Origin of the sequence: Mesorhizobium sp. M6A.T.Cr.TU.014.01.1.1, assembly GCF_004022765.1 — a bacterium.
Classification (GTDB): Bacteria; Pseudomonadota; Alphaproteobacteria; order Rhizobiales; family Rhizobiaceae; genus Mesorhizobium; species Mesorhizobium mediterraneum.
Map to the genome: position 1 here is coordinate 133,507 of NZ_RZPG01000008.1, position 15,843 is coordinate 149,349.

Annotated in this window: 13 protein-coding genes and 1 pseudogene; 10 read left to right on the plus strand and 4 right to left on the minus strand. The window is 61.5% G+C overall.

Going from position 1 to position 15,843, the window contains the following annotated elements; translation table 11 throughout:
• Positions 1-133: 133 nt before the first annotated feature.
• Positions 134-1,702 (plus strand): family 16 glycosylhydrolase, encoded by a 1,569-nt coding sequence (locus EN885_RS34175; RefSeq protein WP_128242005.1) that lies wholly within the window; start codon positions 134-136, stop codon positions 1,700-1,702.
• A gap of 5 nt (positions 1,703-1,707) precedes the next feature.
• Here the strand turns inward: EN885_RS34175 and EN885_RS11370 are convergent, their stop codons facing one another.
• A complete protein-coding gene (locus EN885_RS11370; RefSeq protein WP_245493057.1) occupies positions 1,708-2,409 on the minus strand; it encodes a universal stress protein in 702 nt (233 codons plus the stop codon).
• Positions 2,410-2,737: 328 nt separating this feature from the next.
• Between EN885_RS11370 and EN885_RS11375 the strand changes: the two genes are divergently transcribed.
• The 9 genes and pseudogenes from EN885_RS11375 to EN885_RS34830 all read left to right on the plus strand — a co-directional run.
• Positions 2,738-4,261: a bifunctional aminoglycoside phosphotransferase/ATP-binding protein gene (locus EN885_RS11375; protein WP_245493062.1), complete on the plus strand. Its 1,524-nt coding sequence runs from the start codon at positions 2,738-2,740 to the stop codon at positions 4,259-4,261.
• Positions 4,262-4,293: 32 nt separating this feature from the next.
• On the plus strand, positions 4,294-4,743 hold the full coding sequence (trxC, locus tag EN885_RS11380; RefSeq protein ID WP_128242007.1) for a thioredoxin TrxC: 450 nt from the start codon (positions 4,294-4,296) through the stop codon (positions 4,741-4,743).
• A 222-nt stretch (positions 4,744-4,965) separates the two neighbouring features.
• Positions 4,966-5,718, plus strand: a complete 753-nt coding sequence (locus EN885_RS11385) for a FadR/GntR family transcriptional regulator (protein ID WP_126102967.1) — start codon at positions 4,966-4,968, stop codon at positions 5,716-5,718.
• Positions 5,719-5,780: 62 nt separating this feature from the next.
• Positions 5,781-6,686 carry a 5-dehydro-4-deoxyglucarate dehydratase gene (gene kdgD, locus EN885_RS11390; protein WP_126102968.1) on the plus strand — a complete coding sequence of 302 codons (906 nt, stop codon included), beginning with the start codon at positions 5,781-5,783 and terminating at the stop codon, positions 6,684-6,686.
• A gap of 132 nt (positions 6,687-6,818) precedes the next feature.
• Entirely contained in the window at positions 6,819-8,291 is a 1,473-nt protein-coding gene (locus EN885_RS11395) for an ABC transporter substrate-binding protein (protein ID WP_348627386.1), read from the plus strand.
• 83 nt (positions 8,292-8,374) lie between these two features.
• Entirely contained in the window at positions 8,375-9,289 is a 915-nt protein-coding gene (locus tag EN885_RS11400) for an ABC transporter permease (protein WP_095486481.1), read from the plus strand.
• A gap of 3 nt (positions 9,290-9,292) precedes the next feature.
• A complete protein-coding gene (locus tag EN885_RS11405) occupies positions 9,293-10,216 on the plus strand; it encodes an ABC transporter permease (protein WP_128242008.1) in 924 nt (307 codons plus the stop codon).
• Positions 10,213-11,859 (plus strand): ABC transporter ATP-binding protein, encoded by a 1,647-nt coding sequence (locus EN885_RS11410; RefSeq protein ID WP_095486479.1) that lies wholly within the window; start codon positions 10,213-10,215, stop codon positions 11,857-11,859. Before EN885_RS11405 ends, EN885_RS11410 begins: the two co-directional genes overlap by 4 nt.
• A 951-nt stretch (positions 11,860-12,810) precedes the next feature.
• Positions 12,811-12,885 (plus strand): annotated as a pseudogene (locus tag EN885_RS34830) (SAM-dependent methyltransferase); the annotation flags it as partial.
• 58 nt (positions 12,886-12,943) lie between these two features.
• Here EN885_RS34830 and EN885_RS11415 read toward each other — a convergent pair.
• Genes EN885_RS11415 through EN885_RS11425 form a run of 3 tightly spaced genes read right to left on the minus strand, consistent with a single transcriptional unit; the run spans position 12,944 to position 15,839 of the window.
• Positions 12,944-13,909: an ABC transporter ATP-binding protein gene (locus EN885_RS11415; protein WP_128242009.1), complete on the minus strand. Its 966-nt coding sequence runs from the start codon at positions 13,907-13,909 to the stop codon at positions 12,944-12,946.
• Between the two features lie 2 nt (positions 13,910-13,911).
• Positions 13,912-14,919, minus strand: coding sequence for an ABC transporter ATP-binding protein (locus tag EN885_RS11420; RefSeq protein ID WP_128242010.1), 1,008 nt, complete (start codon positions 14,917-14,919; stop codon positions 13,912-13,914).
• A gap of 2 nt (positions 14,920-14,921) precedes the next feature.
• Entirely contained in the window at positions 14,922-15,839 is a 918-nt protein-coding gene (locus EN885_RS11425; RefSeq protein ID WP_126102976.1) for a dihydrodipicolinate synthase family protein, read from the minus strand.
• Positions 15,840-15,843: the final 4 nt, after the last annotated feature.

The window sequence follows — 15,843 nt, forward strand, 5'->3', positions numbered from 1 at the left end:
GGCGAGGACTTCCAAATCTCCGCTACTTTGAAATCCGTTCGCGGTGCCTAGCTGCGAGCTGCGACATGTCGCGCGCCTTGGCGACGCGCGGCGGTGGAATTCCCTGTTTTCAACGCCAAAGAAGGATCACTGAATGGCTCTTTCCGCACCCGCAGGCTTTGCCTCTAGCGACCTCGTCTTCGAGGAAACCTTCTCCGGTACGGCGCTCGACAGCGACTGGCATCCCTACATCACCAGCAATGCCGCCAATGGCTGGCCGTGGAACGACAATGGATCGGGCGGAAGTGGGATGGGCGACCAGTTTAATGCCGAATACAATATGCCGAGCCAAGATACGGTGAGCAACGGGCTGTTGAATCTCACGGCAATCAAACAGCCCGTCAACGGCGTGGCTCAGGGGACGGCACAGACATTCCCTGTCACGTCCGGCGTCGTCAGCAGCTATGGCAACTTCGAATTCAACGGCGGCTATCTTCAGATCAGCATGAAGGCGCCGAGCGGCAACGGCGCATGGCCAGGCCTCTGGATGATGCCCGGCCAAGGCGCGGGCAGCAGCGGCGATAATTTCGAGATCGATATACAGGAGGGTGGATATACCGAAGGTTCGGGGCCGGCAGATCAAGCGTTGAATTGGCACGTTCACACACCGTCGGGGGTGTTCGGCGGTATCACCGACACGGGTGTTGATCTCACAGCCGGCTTCCACACATACGGCCTCGACTGGGAGCCTGGTCAATCGATCACCTGGTATTTGGACGGGAAACAGATCGGGCAAGTGACCAGCGCGCAGGCGCCGATTCCGGATCAACCGATGGAATTGATCTTGAGCAATCAGGTCGCGAATTCGAACGCGGCCGGATGGCATACGACTCTCGATAGCTCGACCCCTTCGTCGATGCAGATGCAGATCGACGAGGTGCAGCTCTATCAAAAGGCAGGCAGCGGCGACACTGTCACGGGCGCGAACGTCACTCCCCCGACCACTGGCACGACCGAGACTGGGACCGAGACTGGGTCTGGGACCGGGACTGTCCCTCCTTCCGGCGGCACCAGCGATGGCACCTTGGACGGCACCAGCGGCGCCGATGTATTCCACGGAACCACCGGTGCCGATACCATGATCGGCCATGGCGGCAACGACGAATACTATGTCGACAATGCCGGCGACAAGGTGGTCGAGTCCTCTGGCCAAGGTCAAGACAGGGTGTGGGCCTCTGTGAGCTATGCGCTCTCAGCCGGCTCGTCGATTGAAGTCCTTGGCACCACGAAGGACGCCGGCACCACGGCAATCAACCTGACCGGCAACGAGTTGGCCCAAACCATCCAGGGCAATGCCGGCGCCAACGTCATCAACGGCGGCGGCGGTACCGATAAGTTGAGCGGCTTTGGCGGCAACGACATTTTCGTCTTCAATAGCGACCTTGGTAACGGCAATGTCGACAGGATTACCGACTTCAACAAATCCCAGGACAAGATCCACCTCGACGACGCCGTTTTTGCCGGGCTTGAGTTGGGCACGCTCACATCCGACGCTTTCTTTACCGGCAAGGCCGCGCATGATAGTTCCGACCATATCGTCTACAACAGTTCGACTGGAGCGCTCTCCTTCGACAGCGACGGGATCGGCGGCGCAGCTCAAACACAGTTCGCCACCCTTTCCTCACATCCCTCGCTCACCGCAGACTCATTCTTTGTGACCTGAAGGAGCTACGAGGGGAAATAACATCCCGCGAGCGGCTGGTTCAAGCTGGGCAGCCGGTCGACCGTGACATTCACGCCGTGCCGCGCGAGATAGGCAGCGGCGTCGGCTCCGGGTTCCGCTCCATGGTCGTCCTCCACCGGATCGACCATGACAAGGTGCACCTCATCGGCGCCTGCCAGCATGTCGACAGACTCGCGGACGGCACGCGATGACTCCAGACGGGCGTCCCATGCAATCAGCACGCATTTCGGCTTCAGTGTCGGCCGCGATCCTTCGGGGATCAACAGCAAAGGCTTTCCCGACGAAAACAATGCGCCTTCGATCCCTTTGCTCTTCAGCGTCTCGTTGGCAAGCAACTCCGCTCCAATAACCGTGATGTCGGCGTAGCGGGCGCGGCGGCCGATGGTGTCGTCAGCCCAGCCGGCTTCCGGATATTCGCTGGAGACGTCGGCCGAAGGCGCCCTGCCGGCGAGAAAAGCCGACACGGCAGCGGCTCGCTTCTTCAACAGATTCTCGTCGGCCTGACGCGCCTCGAGCCAGGCTTCTGAAACCACTGCGGCATACTCTCCGACGGGTGGCGGCGCAGCGATGGCAACGACGAGAACAGCAAGATGCGCGCCGATTTCATTGCACAGGTCGGCGGCAAGTTTGAGATCGTTGTCTCCCGTGCTCGGCCCGATAACGGTAAGTATCGTCCTGAAAGCCATGGCGGCTGCTCCCGATTTTGCGTCAAAGTCCAATCGTCGTAATAGCGAGACGGCTCGGCGCGTTCCTTGCGCTGAGTCAAAGAACGTCGCCGCGCATCATTCGATCCGTATTAACGCGTCCACGTGTGCCGGAACATGCGATCAGCGCCGGGAGAGTCGCACTAGGGAACGCATCCGTGACTTGGCTGGTTATACCCAGACGCTGCGGCAGCAAGGCCCCGATGGCGCGGAATTTCAGCGAACACACTCGTCGGATTCCAAAGGTTCGATACAAACAAAGAGGCATGCGATGATCGTCGAGGATCAGGAATCCGTGACCGCGATTTTGATGGACCCTGCCACATATGGCGAGACCGGGCCGGTCGAAGCGATCGAAACCCACATCTCGCGCATCTTCCTGGTTGGCCAGCGCGCCTACAAGATCAAGCGAGCCGTGAAGCTGCCCTATGTCGACTTCTCGACCCCGGTGCTGCGGCTCGCCGCTTGCGAGAAAGAGGTGGAGCTCAACTCCAAGACCGCGCCCGGCCTCTATCTGGGTGTGCGGCGCATCACGCGAGAGACCGACGGCAAGCTCGCCTTCGACGGAAGCGGCAAACTGGTCGATGCGGCGATCGAGATGGTCCGCTTCGATCAGTCGAAGCTGCTCGATCGAATGGCAGTCGGTGGCGAGCTGACGCCTGCGCTGATGACAGCGGTCGCGTGTATGATCGTGCGCTATCATCGCGAGGCGCCGGAGGTCCACAAGGGCAGCGGATCCTCGAACCTGGCAGGCGTGCTCGCCATAAACGAAGCCGGCTTTGCCACCAGCAATGTTTTCGAACAAGCCGAGATCAAGACATTTACCGGGATTTTCCGCACCGCCCTCGCCCGTCATTGCGAACTGCTCGACCGGCGGGAATCCGCAGGCAAGATCCGGCGATGCCATGGCGATTTGCATCTGCGCAACATCTGTCTCTTCGATGGAGAGCCCCGCCTCTTCGATTGCATCGAATTCAACGACCAGATCGCCAGCATCGATGTGCTCTACGACCTGGCCTTCCTGCTGATGGACCTTTGGCATCGCGGCTTTCCGGAACTCGCCAACCTGGTGGTGAACCGCTATCTCGACGAAGCAGACGACGAGGACGGCTTCATTCTCTTGCCGTTCTTCATGGCGGTGCGGGCTGCCGTGCGCGCGCATGTCACCGCAACCCAGATCGAGGAAGGCGGTGCCGATTCCGGCGGGCTGATTGCCGAAGCCAGATCTTATTTCGAGCTTGCCCGAACACTTCTCCAGGCAAGGCCTCCTCGGCTGATCGCGATCGGCGGCTTGAGTGGTTCCGGCAAGACGGCCGTTGCCGAAGCACTCGCCGCACATGTCGGCGCGCCGCCCGGCGCGCGCATTGTCGAGAGCGACCGCATCCGCAAAGCCATGCATGGGGTGCCAGTCGAGACGAAACTGCCGGACAGGGCTTATCGACCGGAAGTGTCCGACCGCGTCTACCGCGAAATGGCATGGCGCGCCGACTTGATCCTTTCCGAAGGCGGTTCGGTGGTCGCCGATGCCGTCTTTGACAGGCCGGCCGATCGCGACCGCATCGAGAAGGCGGCAAGTGATAGAGGCGTCACTTTCGCCGGATTCTGGCTGGAGGCGGATCCGCTCGTTCTTTGGCAGCGGGTGAGCGAACGCAGGGGCGGTCCTTCCGACGCAACCGTCGACATCTTGTCGCGGCAATTGCAGCGAAATGCCACCCCGCCCGCCTGGCGCAAGGTCGACGCCGATCGAAAGCTCGCCGACATCGCCGCAGAGTTGGCGAGTGTTTCGGACGCGGCAGCTTCTGCGCAGCGTGCTTCACTCAAGACGGCATCCTGACGGCGGCGATCGACTTCAGCAGGTGAATGGCCATGGCGCAGGAAAATCTGGTGGTTTGCGGCAAATGCGGCGGGGTCAATCGCCTGCCGCCGGCACGCAATGCCAGGGACGCGAAATGCGGAAAGTGCGGCTCCAAGCTGTTCTCGGGTCACCCGGCAGACGTCGATGCACCGACTTTCGATCGCCAGGTCACGCGAAGCAGCCTCCCCGTCGTCGTCGACATCTGGGCACCGTGGTGCGGCCCCTGCAAGATGATGGCGCCGGCATATGAAGCGGCAGCAAACGAACTGGAGCCGCATGTTCGCCTGATCAAGCTCAATTCCGACAATGAGCAGGCGGTTGCAACCAGGCTCGGCATTCGCAGCATCCCGACCATGATCCTCTTCCATGGCGGACAGGAGGTTGCGCGCGCATCCGGCGCGATGACGGCGGGGCAGATCGTCAGGTGGGTCCGCGATCACCTGCCGACGGCCGCAGCCTGAAAGCCGCCACGCCATGGCTCCGCTCATCGCCGTGGCCGTATCAGCAAAGGTGCCGACGAAAACCGCTTTAGGCGACTTGACGGCCCACATGCGGAGCGCAGAAGCCATATGATGACCTAAGTACATTCGACCTCGGACTGGCAAATTTTCATATGATGACCTCGCTTTTGCCCTGCGCCGGGAGTATGCAATGTCTCGACCCGGCAAAAGTTTGGAGGACCCATGCAGCAGGCCGAACATCGAACGTCCCGCAGGTCGTTCGTCTCTCAGGTTGCAGATGCGCTGCGCGGGCAGATCGAAGCCGGCTTTTATGCACCTGGCGACAAATTGCCGACAGAACCTGCGCTGATTGACCGGTTCGGGTTCAGCCGCACTGTGGTCCGGGAGGCCATCGCCGCGCTTCGCGCCGACGGGCTGGTGGAATCGCGGCAAGGCGCCGGCGTCTTCGTTCTCGGCCCGAAACCTGTCGACGAGGGATTGAAGCTCTTCACCGACGAAACGAACAAGATCTCGGATATCATCGAAGAGCTCGAGCTTCGCATCGGCATCGAAGTCGAGGCAGCCGGCCTTGCCGCAGCCCGCAGTTCGCCGGCGCAGGAGGCCGAAATCGAGGCCCAGGTCGAAAGATTCGCCGACCTCATGGCGCAAGGGCAACCCACCGACGAGGCGGACTTCCAGTTCCACATGGCGATCGCCACCGCAACGAACAACGCCAGGTTCAAGGCATTCCTCGAACATGTCGGCCGGCGGATGATCCCGCGGGTGAAGTTCAAGACGATGATGGGCGGCGTCGACCCCTTGCCCAATCGCGACCATCCGATTCTGGAGGAGCACAGGGAAATCGCGGATGCGATTCTCGCCCGCGACCCGGAAAAGGCGCGTGAGGCGATGCGCCGCCATCTGGTGACGGGGATAAAGCGCTATCGCGCCCTCACCGTCCGACGCTCGGCAAACCAGGACAAAACCGGCGGTTGACTCGCCCCGATACTCATCATATGAATCTAGATGACATCATATCAATTGTGGGATGAGTTCTTTTGTCGCCAGATGAAATCAAGTCGCGTGTCGCTTCAGGGCTGCTGTCGTTTCCGGTCACACATTTCAACGAGGATTTCAGCCTCAATCTCGAAAGCTATCGCGCGCATGTGGCATGGCTCTCGGGGTTCGGTGCCGCTGCCCTGTTCGCGGCCGGCGGCACGGGCGAGTTCTTCTCCCTGTCGCCGGAAGAGGTCGCCGACGTTACCCGCGCGGCCAAGGATGCCTCGGGAGATGTGCCTATCATCGCCGGCTGTGGCTACGGCACGGCGCTCGCCACGGAAATTGCTCGCCGCGCCGAGGCTGCGGGAGCCGACGGTCTTTTGCTTCTGCCTCATTATCTGATGGAAGCCTCCCAAGAAGGGATATTCCGGCACGTCAAAGCCGTGTGCGAATCCACCGGCCTCGGCGTCATCATCTACAACCGTGCGAACTCGGTCGCCAATGCCGACACGGTTGCTCGCCTTGCCGACGCGTGCCCAAACCTCATCGGCTTCAAGGACGGCACGGGCAAGATCGATCTTGTCCGCCACGTCACCGCCAAACTTGGCGATCGGCTCTGCTACATCGGTGGCATGCCCACGCATGAGCTCTTTGCCGAAGGCTTCAACGGCGCCGGAGTGACGACTTATTCCTCTGCGGTCTTCAACTTCGTGCCGGAATTGGCACAGCGCTTCTACAGGGCCATGCGGACAAACGATCGCGCCGCAATGGAAGAAATCCTGCACAGCTTCTTCTTCCCCTTCGCGGCTTTGCGCGATCGCGAACAAGGTTATCCAGTGTCGATCATCAAGGCAGGCGTCGAGCTCATAGGACGGACCCCCGGCCCGCTCCGTCCGCCGCTGACGGATCTGAAGCCGCAGGAAAAAGACATGCTGCGCGGACTGATCGAGAGGATCGCCGCCTAGTCGCCGGGAGATCGGCAAATTGTCGGGCGAACGGGACGAGGAGGTTCGCCCTGCGCCCGACAGCCAAAACGGAATATCAAAGGGAGGAGAGACATGAATAGAAGCGCTCATACGATTGCAGCTGTCGTATTGATGACTGCTGCCGCGCCATCGGCTGTCGCACAAGATGCGGCGCAGGACATCCGTATCGTCCTGCCGGAGCAGCCGGCCAATCTGGAGCCCTGCGGCACCATCATCACAAATGTCGGCCAGATACTCAGCCAAAACGTCGTTGAATCGTTGACCGTCATCGATCCGATCACCGGACAACCTCAGCCGAAATTGGCGACCGAGTGGACCAGCGTGAACCCGACGACCTGGCGGATCAAGCTGCGCGAGGGCGTGAAGTTCCAGGACGGAACCGAGCTCAACGCGGATGCGGTTGCGTTCTCCATCAACAGGATGATCAGCGGCAAGATCACTTGCAGCAACATAGCGAAGTTCGGCGATGCCAAGCTAACGCTGACGCCGGTCGACGATCTAACCGTCGAGATAAAGTCGGACAGGCCCGAGCCCATCATGCCGACGCTGTTGAGCGTGGTCATGATCGTCTCGCCGAAGACACCGGTCGACAAGGCGGTGAACGATCCGGTCGGGACCGGCCCATTCAAGCTGTCGACCTTTTCCCCGCAAACCGTAGTGCTGGACGCGTTCGATGGCTATTGGGGCAAGAAGCCGGAGATCACGAAGGCAACCTATGTCTGGCGGCCCGAATCCTCGATCAGAGCTGCCATGGTGGAAACCGGGGAAGCTGACCTGACGCCGTCGATTGCCATCCAGGACGCCAGCAATCCGGAGACGGATTTCGCCTACCTGAACTCCGAAACCACCGCGATCCGTATCGATGCCGCCAAGCCGCCGCTCGATGACCTGCGCGTCCGCAAGGCGCTCAACCTCGCGATCGACTGGGAAGGGCTTGCGCAGCTGTTCGGCGACGACGTCAAGCGTGCGTCGCAGATGGTCGTCTCCGGGATCAACGGGCATGACGATGCGCTCGAGCCTTGGCCGTACGATCCGGAAGAGGCGAAAAAGCTCATCGAAGAGGCGCGCGCGGCGGGTGTCGCGGTCGATACCGAGATCAAGCTCATCGGGCGAAACGGCATCTATCCAAACGGCGCGGAAGCGATGGAGGCCATGATGACGATGTGGCAGGATGCCGGCCTCAACGTCAAGCTTACCATGCTCGATGTCGCCGACTGGCTGCGCTATCTGCAAAAGCCTTTCCCGCCGGAGCGCGGCCCCAATCTCCTGCAGATGATGCACGACAACAACAAGGGCGATGCGGCCTTCACGGTTCCGATCTTCTACCGATCGAGCGGGAGCTACTCGACCGTGGCCGATCCGGCGTTCGACAAGGAGATAGACGAGGCCCTGGCTGCGACCGGCGAAGCCCGCACCAACAGCTTCAAGGCGATCTTCGGCAAGGCCCGCAACGAAGTGGTGGCGGACATCCCGATGTTCCACATGATCGGCTATACCCGCGTTGGCACCAGGCTGGAATGGAAGCCCGATATCACCACCAACAGCGAAATACCGCTGGCCAATATCGCTATCAAAAAAGACTGAGTGATACGGGGGCGCTGGGTCCGATCGTGATCCTGCGCCCCTGACCCGTTGCCTCCGTCGATATCCGTCCAAGGGCATCCCAAATGATTACCTATCTTGGACGCCGGGCGTTCCACAGCATCCTGTCGGTCATAGGTCTGTTGACGCTGGTCTTTTTCCTGACACGGCTCACCGGCGACCCTTCCGCCTTGTACCTGCCTCTCGATTCGACTGCGGAAGCTCGGGCCGCGTTCGCGCGGTTGAACGGCCTCGATCAGCCGATCTATTGGCAGTTTCTGGAATATTTGCGCGATCTTCTGCAGCTGGATTTCGGTGAATCGCTACGCCAGAACCGCTCGGCGATGCAGGTCGCGCTTGAGGCGTTCCCGGAAACGCTGAAGCTTGCCGCCGTCGCGATCACGCTGTCGACCGCTTTGGCTATCCTTGTCGGCTCTCTTGCGGCCGCGCGGCCGGGCAGCATGTTCGACCGTGTCGCCAGCCTCGTCTCTCTGGCCGGCGCAAGCGCGCCGGATTTTTGGGTCGCCATCGTCGGCATCCTTGTCTTCGCTGTGGGGCTCGGGCTTTTGCCGACATCCGGCACCGGAACCTGGGCCCATTGGATCATGCCTACCTTCGTGCTGATGCTTCGGCCCTTCGGTCTCCTGGTGCAGGTCGTGCGTGGAACGATGCTGTCCGCGCTTGCCTCTCCATACATCAAGACCGCAAGGGCCAAAGGCCTGCCCCGACAGAAGATCATCTTCGGGCATGCGCTTCGCAACTCGCTGCTGCCCGTCGTCACGGTCGCCGGCGACCTGGCGACCAGTCTCGTCAACGGCGCCGTCGTCGTGGAGTCGATATTCGGCTGGCCCGGCATCGGCAAGCTGATGATCGACTCGATCATCCAGCGCGATTTTGCCGTCGTCCAATCGACGATTCTGGTGACGGCCACCGCCATCTTCATCCTGAACATCGCGATCGATCTGCTCTACGCGGTTCTCGATCCGCGCATCCGGTACTGAGCCATGACGATCATCACCCCCGACATCAAGCCAGCGGCGGTTCCAGGCAGCGGCAGCGTGCTTCTCGCCTATTTGAAGCGCGACAAGCTTGCGCTCGCCGCCGCTATTTTCCTGGCGATCGTCGTGATCGCTGCGGTCCTCGGCCCGTGGCTGGTGGGCGACGCCGCTTCGCGGCTTGGGCTGCGCCAGCGCAACCTCGCCCCCTTCTCGCTGGCCAGCGGCTGGATCTACGTCCTTGGCGCCGATACCCTTGGCCGGCCCATCCTCGCCAGGCTGATTGTCGGCGCGCAGAATACGTTCGGCATTGCCGCGGCGGCGGTATTCGCGTCCATGCTCGTTGGTGGAACACTGGGCCTGATAGCGGGCTATTCGGAGCGCTGGTACAGCCATCTCATTCTGCGCCTGGCCGATGTCGTCATGAGCTTTCCCTCGCTGCTGCTGGCGCTCATCGTGCTCTATACGCTCGGCCCGAGCATTACCAACCTGGTGATCGTTCTCGCCGTCACGCGCATGCCGATCTATCTCAGAACGGCGCGCGCAGAAGTACTGGAGTTGCGCGAGCGCATGTTTGTGAGCGCGGCGCGAGCCATGGGTGCGAAGCCGGCCCGGATCATCGTCCGGCATATCGCACCCCTCGTCCTGCCGACACTGGTGACGATTTCCGCCATTGATTTCGCAACCGTCATTCTCTCGGAATCGGCGCTGAGTTTCCTTGGCCTTGGCATTCAGCCGCCAGACTTTACCTGGGGTGCAATGGTGGCAAACGGCCGCGGCTATCTCGCCACCGCCTGGTGGATCGCATTCTGGCCGGGTCTTGCAATCATGCTGACGACGCTGTCGCTCAACATCCTCTCCAACTGGGCGCGCACCGTCGCTGATCCGCAGCAACGCTGGCGTCTTCAGACATTGCGAAAAGCCGCCCGATGAGCAACGCGACCAATCCCATTCTCAAAGTCGACGGACTGACCGTCGATTTCCTTTCGGACGATGAGCCGGTACGCGCGGTCGACGATGTCTCTTTCCACGTCAGCCGTGGCGAGACTCTCGTGATCCTCGGCGAAAGCGGTTCGGGAAAAAGCGTCAGCACCAGCACGGTGATGGATCTCATCGACTGTCCGCCAGGTGATATCGTGGCCGGCTCCTGCCTCTTCGATGGCGTCGAACTCTCGGGCCTTGGCGCGGAGGCGCGCAGAAGCATCAACGGCAGCAGGATTGCGATGATCTTTCAGGATCCGCTCGCCTACCTGAACCCCGTCTATACGGTGGGGCGCCAGATCGAGGAGGTCTATGAGAGCCACGGCGCGGGAGCCGGCAAGGACGCACGCGCCAAGACGATAGAACTGCTTCGGCGTGTGGGCATTCCAGAGCCGGAAAACCGCGTCGACTTCTATCCACATCAGTTCTCGGGCGGACAACGCCAGCGGGTGATGATCGCCATGGCGATCGCGTTGAAACCGGACATCCTGATCGCCGATGAGCCGACGACCGCTCTGGACGTCAGCGTGCAAGCGCAGATCCTCGATCTGCTGCGCGATCTCCAGCGCGAGACCGGCATGGCATTGATCATGATCACCCACGACCTCGAAGTCGCCTCGTCCATGGCGGACCGGATTATCGTCATGAACGGCGGGAAGGTGGTGGAGACAGGCATCGCCAAGGAGGTCTTCAGCAATCCGCAGCACGCCTACACGCGCCGCCTCATCTCCGCCCTGCCCCACGGCAACGCAGCGGAGGCGCCGAACAGGCGTTCGACGACGATCGCCGGCAAAACCCTGCTCAAGGTGGAACATCTCACCAAGCACTATGTGCTTGCTTCCGGAGCTTTCAGCAGCAAGCGGACGTTCAAGGCGGTGGATGACATAAGCTTCGAGGTCAGGAGAGGCGAAACGCTCGGCATCGTCGGCGAGTCCGGCTCCGGCAAATCGAGCGTCGCACGCATGCTGTTGGGGCTGAACGCGCCAAGCGCGGGCAAGGCCGTCTTCGCCGGCGAGAACATCTTCGAAATGAACGAGAAGCGTCTTATGGCGTTTCGGCGCAAGGTCCAGATGGTGTTCCAGGATCCGTACGGATCGATGAACCCGCGGATGCGCGTTTACTCCATCATTTCCGAACCCTGGGTAATCCACCGCGATATTCTGCCGAAGAACAGGTGGAAGGCTCGAGTGGCAGAGCTCCTGGAATTGGTGGGGCTGTTGCCGGAACACGCCGACCGCTACCCGCACCAGTTTTCCGGCGGCCAGCGACAGCGCATCGCCATTGCGCGCGCGCTCGCGAGCGAGCCGGAACTGATCGTCTGCGACGAGGCGGTTTCGGCGCTCGACGTCTCCATCCAGGCGCAGGTGATCGACCTTCTGGCCGACCTTAGGACGCGGCTTAGACTCTCATATATTTTCATCACACACGACTTGCCGATCGTCCGCCATTTCGCCGACCGGATCATGGTCATGAAAGATGGAAAGATTGTCGAGGAAGGTCAAACCTCGGCGCTGTTCGGGGCGCCTCGCCACGAATATACGCAAAGCCTGTTGCAGGCTGTGCCTAAGCCCAAATGGCTTACGCAAGCTCAATAGCTCTCATCCAAGCCTAGCGCGAGCAAAACCTTGCCGGTGCCACCCCCGCGTCGCGGTGCTCGGGCTCGATGCGAAGGGCGCCTAGAGCGGTTCAGCTTTTGATAGAACCGCTGACCCGCTCTAAGCATTTGTTTTTACGCAATTCCGGACGGAAACCGCTCCGCACTTTTCCTGGAATTGCTCTAGGGCGCTTTCTTCCGGTTCCGCCCCGGCCGGCGCTCGCAGAGCGGCTGGCGCGATCTCCGCGACCGATGGGAACTGTCTCACGTGATCCGCACAGTTTTCCGCCTGACAGCGCCAACCAATAGAAATCACGCCAAGGGATTAATCCGGCCAGCTTTAGGTTGGACCGGGATCATGGCAGCCTTTCCTGATGCTAGTCAGCCCAAACGTGAACAACTTGTCGCCCTTCCCTCTGGGGGTCCTCCAACACTCCCTGCGAGACCCGGGATTGGAAATGAAGGTCAGGGTGACCATCATCCGTTTCGAGCAATGGTTGTTGTAGTAGACACGCGCGGTCTGAATCCCGTTATTCCAGGAATAGTTGGCTTTGGCGCCTGTCTCAGGGCGTCCGGAGCAGTCGATTTTCTTCCGCTCGACAGCCCCAGCTGGAGTTGTGGCGCCCAACATTAGAGCGCCGGCGGCCGCAATGAGGATGCTCATGCCAGCCGTGGTCCGGTTGATTGATTTACCGCGCATTGTGCTGTCCTTTCACTCTTGGTTCACTCTTGGTCGCCCCAAGCAGGCCCTTCAGGGCGCTCAACCCGGGGCGGCGTTGAAGGTTTGCATCGACCAGTCAACGTCGCTCTCGTTATTCTCGACGAACTCGGCTACCTGCCTTGCTGGTCTTGTTGTTCTATCGACGATGAGGGTTGCACGTAGATTTCATGATCGGCGGAAACTGATTGCAATTGAAATACGAAGAAACCCTGGGGGCGCATCGCCGAAAGCGCCGCCGTCCGCGATGCCTACGAGGCAAGGCGCCCGGACGGGACGAGGTCGTTTGCGAATGTGACGTGGCCTTGTGGTGCCCTAGGGAGACTAACGACGCTGTTCTGCGCGCTGCGCCTCGCGCCGGCTTGCCTCAAGCGATGTCGTCGCGAATGCAGGCCTTCAGATGGCCATCTGACGTTGCCCGCAGCGGCGGGACGATGCCGGCACAAGCGTCTATGGCGACCGGGCAACGGGTTCGGAAAACACACCCGGTTGGCGGATTTGCGGGGCTTGGAATGTCGCCCTTCAGCACCTGCCGGCCTTGCTTGGCCAGTGGGTCGAGCGACGGAATAGCCGAGAGCAGCGCGCGCGTGTAGGGGTGCTGCGGCCGGGCATAAAGCGCGGCCGCCGGTGCAACTTCCATAATACGCCCGAGATAGAGAACGATCACCGTGTCGCAGATATATTCGACGACGGCCAGGTCATGCGAAATGAACAGCATGGTCAGGCCGAGCCGGACCTGCAGGTCGCGCAGAAGATTGATGATTTGCGCCTGAATGGAGACATCGAGAGCAGAGACCGGCTCATCGGCGACGATGAATTCGGGTTCGAGCGTAAGCGCGCGGGCGATGCCGATGCGCTGACGCTGCCCGCCTGAAAATTCGTGGGCGTAGCGGTCATAGGCATCGACTGGCAACTCGACCGCAGCAAGTGCTTTCTCCGCCCTCGCCCGCCGCTCGCGCCTGTTGCCGATGCCCTGAATATCCAGGCCTTCGGTCAGGATCTGCCCGATGGTCATGCGCGGCGACAGACTGGCGAACGGATCCTGGAAAATATACTGCATCTTGCGGCGCTGGCGAGCCAGCGGGCCGGCGCTCAACTTAGTGATATCGACGCCGTCAAATCTTATTTCGCCGGACGTCGGCTCGATGAGACGCAGCACCGAGCGGCCGATCGTGGTCTTGCCCGACCCGGATTCGCCGACGAGGCCGACGACCTGGCCGCGCGCAATATCGAAGGAAATATCATCCAGCGCCCTGACGATGGGACCGCGCGAGAACGCCGTCGGCGAAAAATGCTTGGTCAGGTTCCTGACCGAAAGGAAGGGGGCATCCATTGTCAGAGATCCTCCCAGCGCAAACAACGGCTTTTCTGGGTCGGCGTCGCCGCGAACAATGGCGGTACAGCAGCGCGGCAGGCATCGACGGCCAGGGCGCAACGCGGCGCGAAGGAGCAGCCCTTGGGCAGCAGGGCCAGCGACGGAACATTGCCGGCGATGGTCGGAAGTGGCGTTCCCGCTGCCTTCAGCGTGGTGGCCTGGCCAAGCCGCGGCACCGAACGCATCAGCCCGGCGGTGTAGGGATGACGCGGACGGGTGAACACCTCGCTCACCGGACCCGATTCCACGATGCGCCCGGCATACATCACCGCGACCCGGTCGGCGATCTCGGCAACGACGCCGAGATTGTGCGTGACGAACAGAATGCCCATGCCGCGCTGCGCTTGCAGTTCGGCCAGCAGGTCGAGAATCTGGGCCTGGATAGTGACGTCCAGCGCGGTGGTCGGCTCGTCGGCGATCAGCAAGGTCGGATTGCAGGACAGGGCCATGGCGATGGTGGCGCGCTGGCGCATCCCTCCCGACAGCTCATGCGGGTATTGCCGCGCCCGCCGATCGGGATCGGGAATGCCGACCTGAGCCAGCAGCCGCACGGCGTCGGCGGCCGCATCACGATGCGACTTGCCGAGATGGATGCGGATCGGCTCGGCGATCTGTTCGCCGATCGTGTAGACCGGATTGAGGCTGGTCATCGGCTCCTGGAACACCATGCCGATGTCGTTGCCGCGCACCTTGCGCAGCGACTCGGGATCGAGGCCGGTCAGCTCGGTGACAGTGCCATCCCTGCGCCGCAGCGCGATCGAGCCCTCGGCGATGTGTCCGATCTTCTTCGGCAGCAGGCCGATGATCGACAGGCTGGTGACGGATTTGCCCGATCCGGATTCGCCGACGAGCGCGACCGTTTCACCCGATCCGATCGTCAGATCGACGTCCTGCACGGCGGCGATGTCGCGTCCGGCGATACGGAACACGGCCCGCAGACCGGAAATCGAGAGAATCGGAGCGTCCACGGTCAGCGCATCAACCCGACGTCGCGAAGGATGATTTCGACCTTTGCGGTTTCCTCGTCGTTCAAGCTGCGTTGCGGCCGCGCCATGGTGTTGGAGGCGATGATGCCGAGGCTCTTCATCGCTGTCTTGAAGGCGCCTACGCCGGCCGAGCCGGCGCTTGTCCTGCCGAGCGAGATCCAGACGATCTCGAACAGCTTCAACAGCCGCTCCTGTTCCACGCGGGCTTCGACGTGCTGACCCGCCTGCATCAGGTTCCACAGCTTGACGTAGCCGTGCGGATCGACATTGGCGAGGCCCGGCACGACGCCATGCGCGCCCATGGCAAGCACGCTGTCGACCAGGATCTCGGATCCGGTCATGCCGAAGAAATTCGGATCGTTGGCCATGTCCTTGAGCACATAACGCAGATTGCCGTCATCGCCGCTGGAATCCTTGATCCCCGCGATAACCCCCTCGCTGGCAAGGCCGACGGTGGTCTTGCGCTCCAGCTTGACATGGACGCAGACCGGAATGTCGTAGGCGATAATGGGGATGTCGACCGCATCCTTGATATAACGGAAGTGATCGCCGATCTCGGGCTGGCTGGTGCGGGCATAAAAGGGCGCGGTGACCACGACGGCGTCGGCGCCGGCCGATCTGGCTATCTTGGCGTGATTGATGACACGATCGGTCGTCGGGTCGATGACCCCGGCGAAGATCGGAACGCGGCCATTGTTGACCTTGACGGCGTGCTCGATGATGGCCCTGCGGCCGGCCCCGTCATAAAAGACCACCTCGCTGGTCGAGCCGAGCACGAACAGCCCGTGAACGCCGCCGGCGAGCAGGTTCTCGATGGTCCGCGTGAACGACGGGAAGTCGACACTGAAATCGGAATGGAGCGGGGTGACGACAGGTGGCACGACACCGGTAAACAGGGGCATTTTG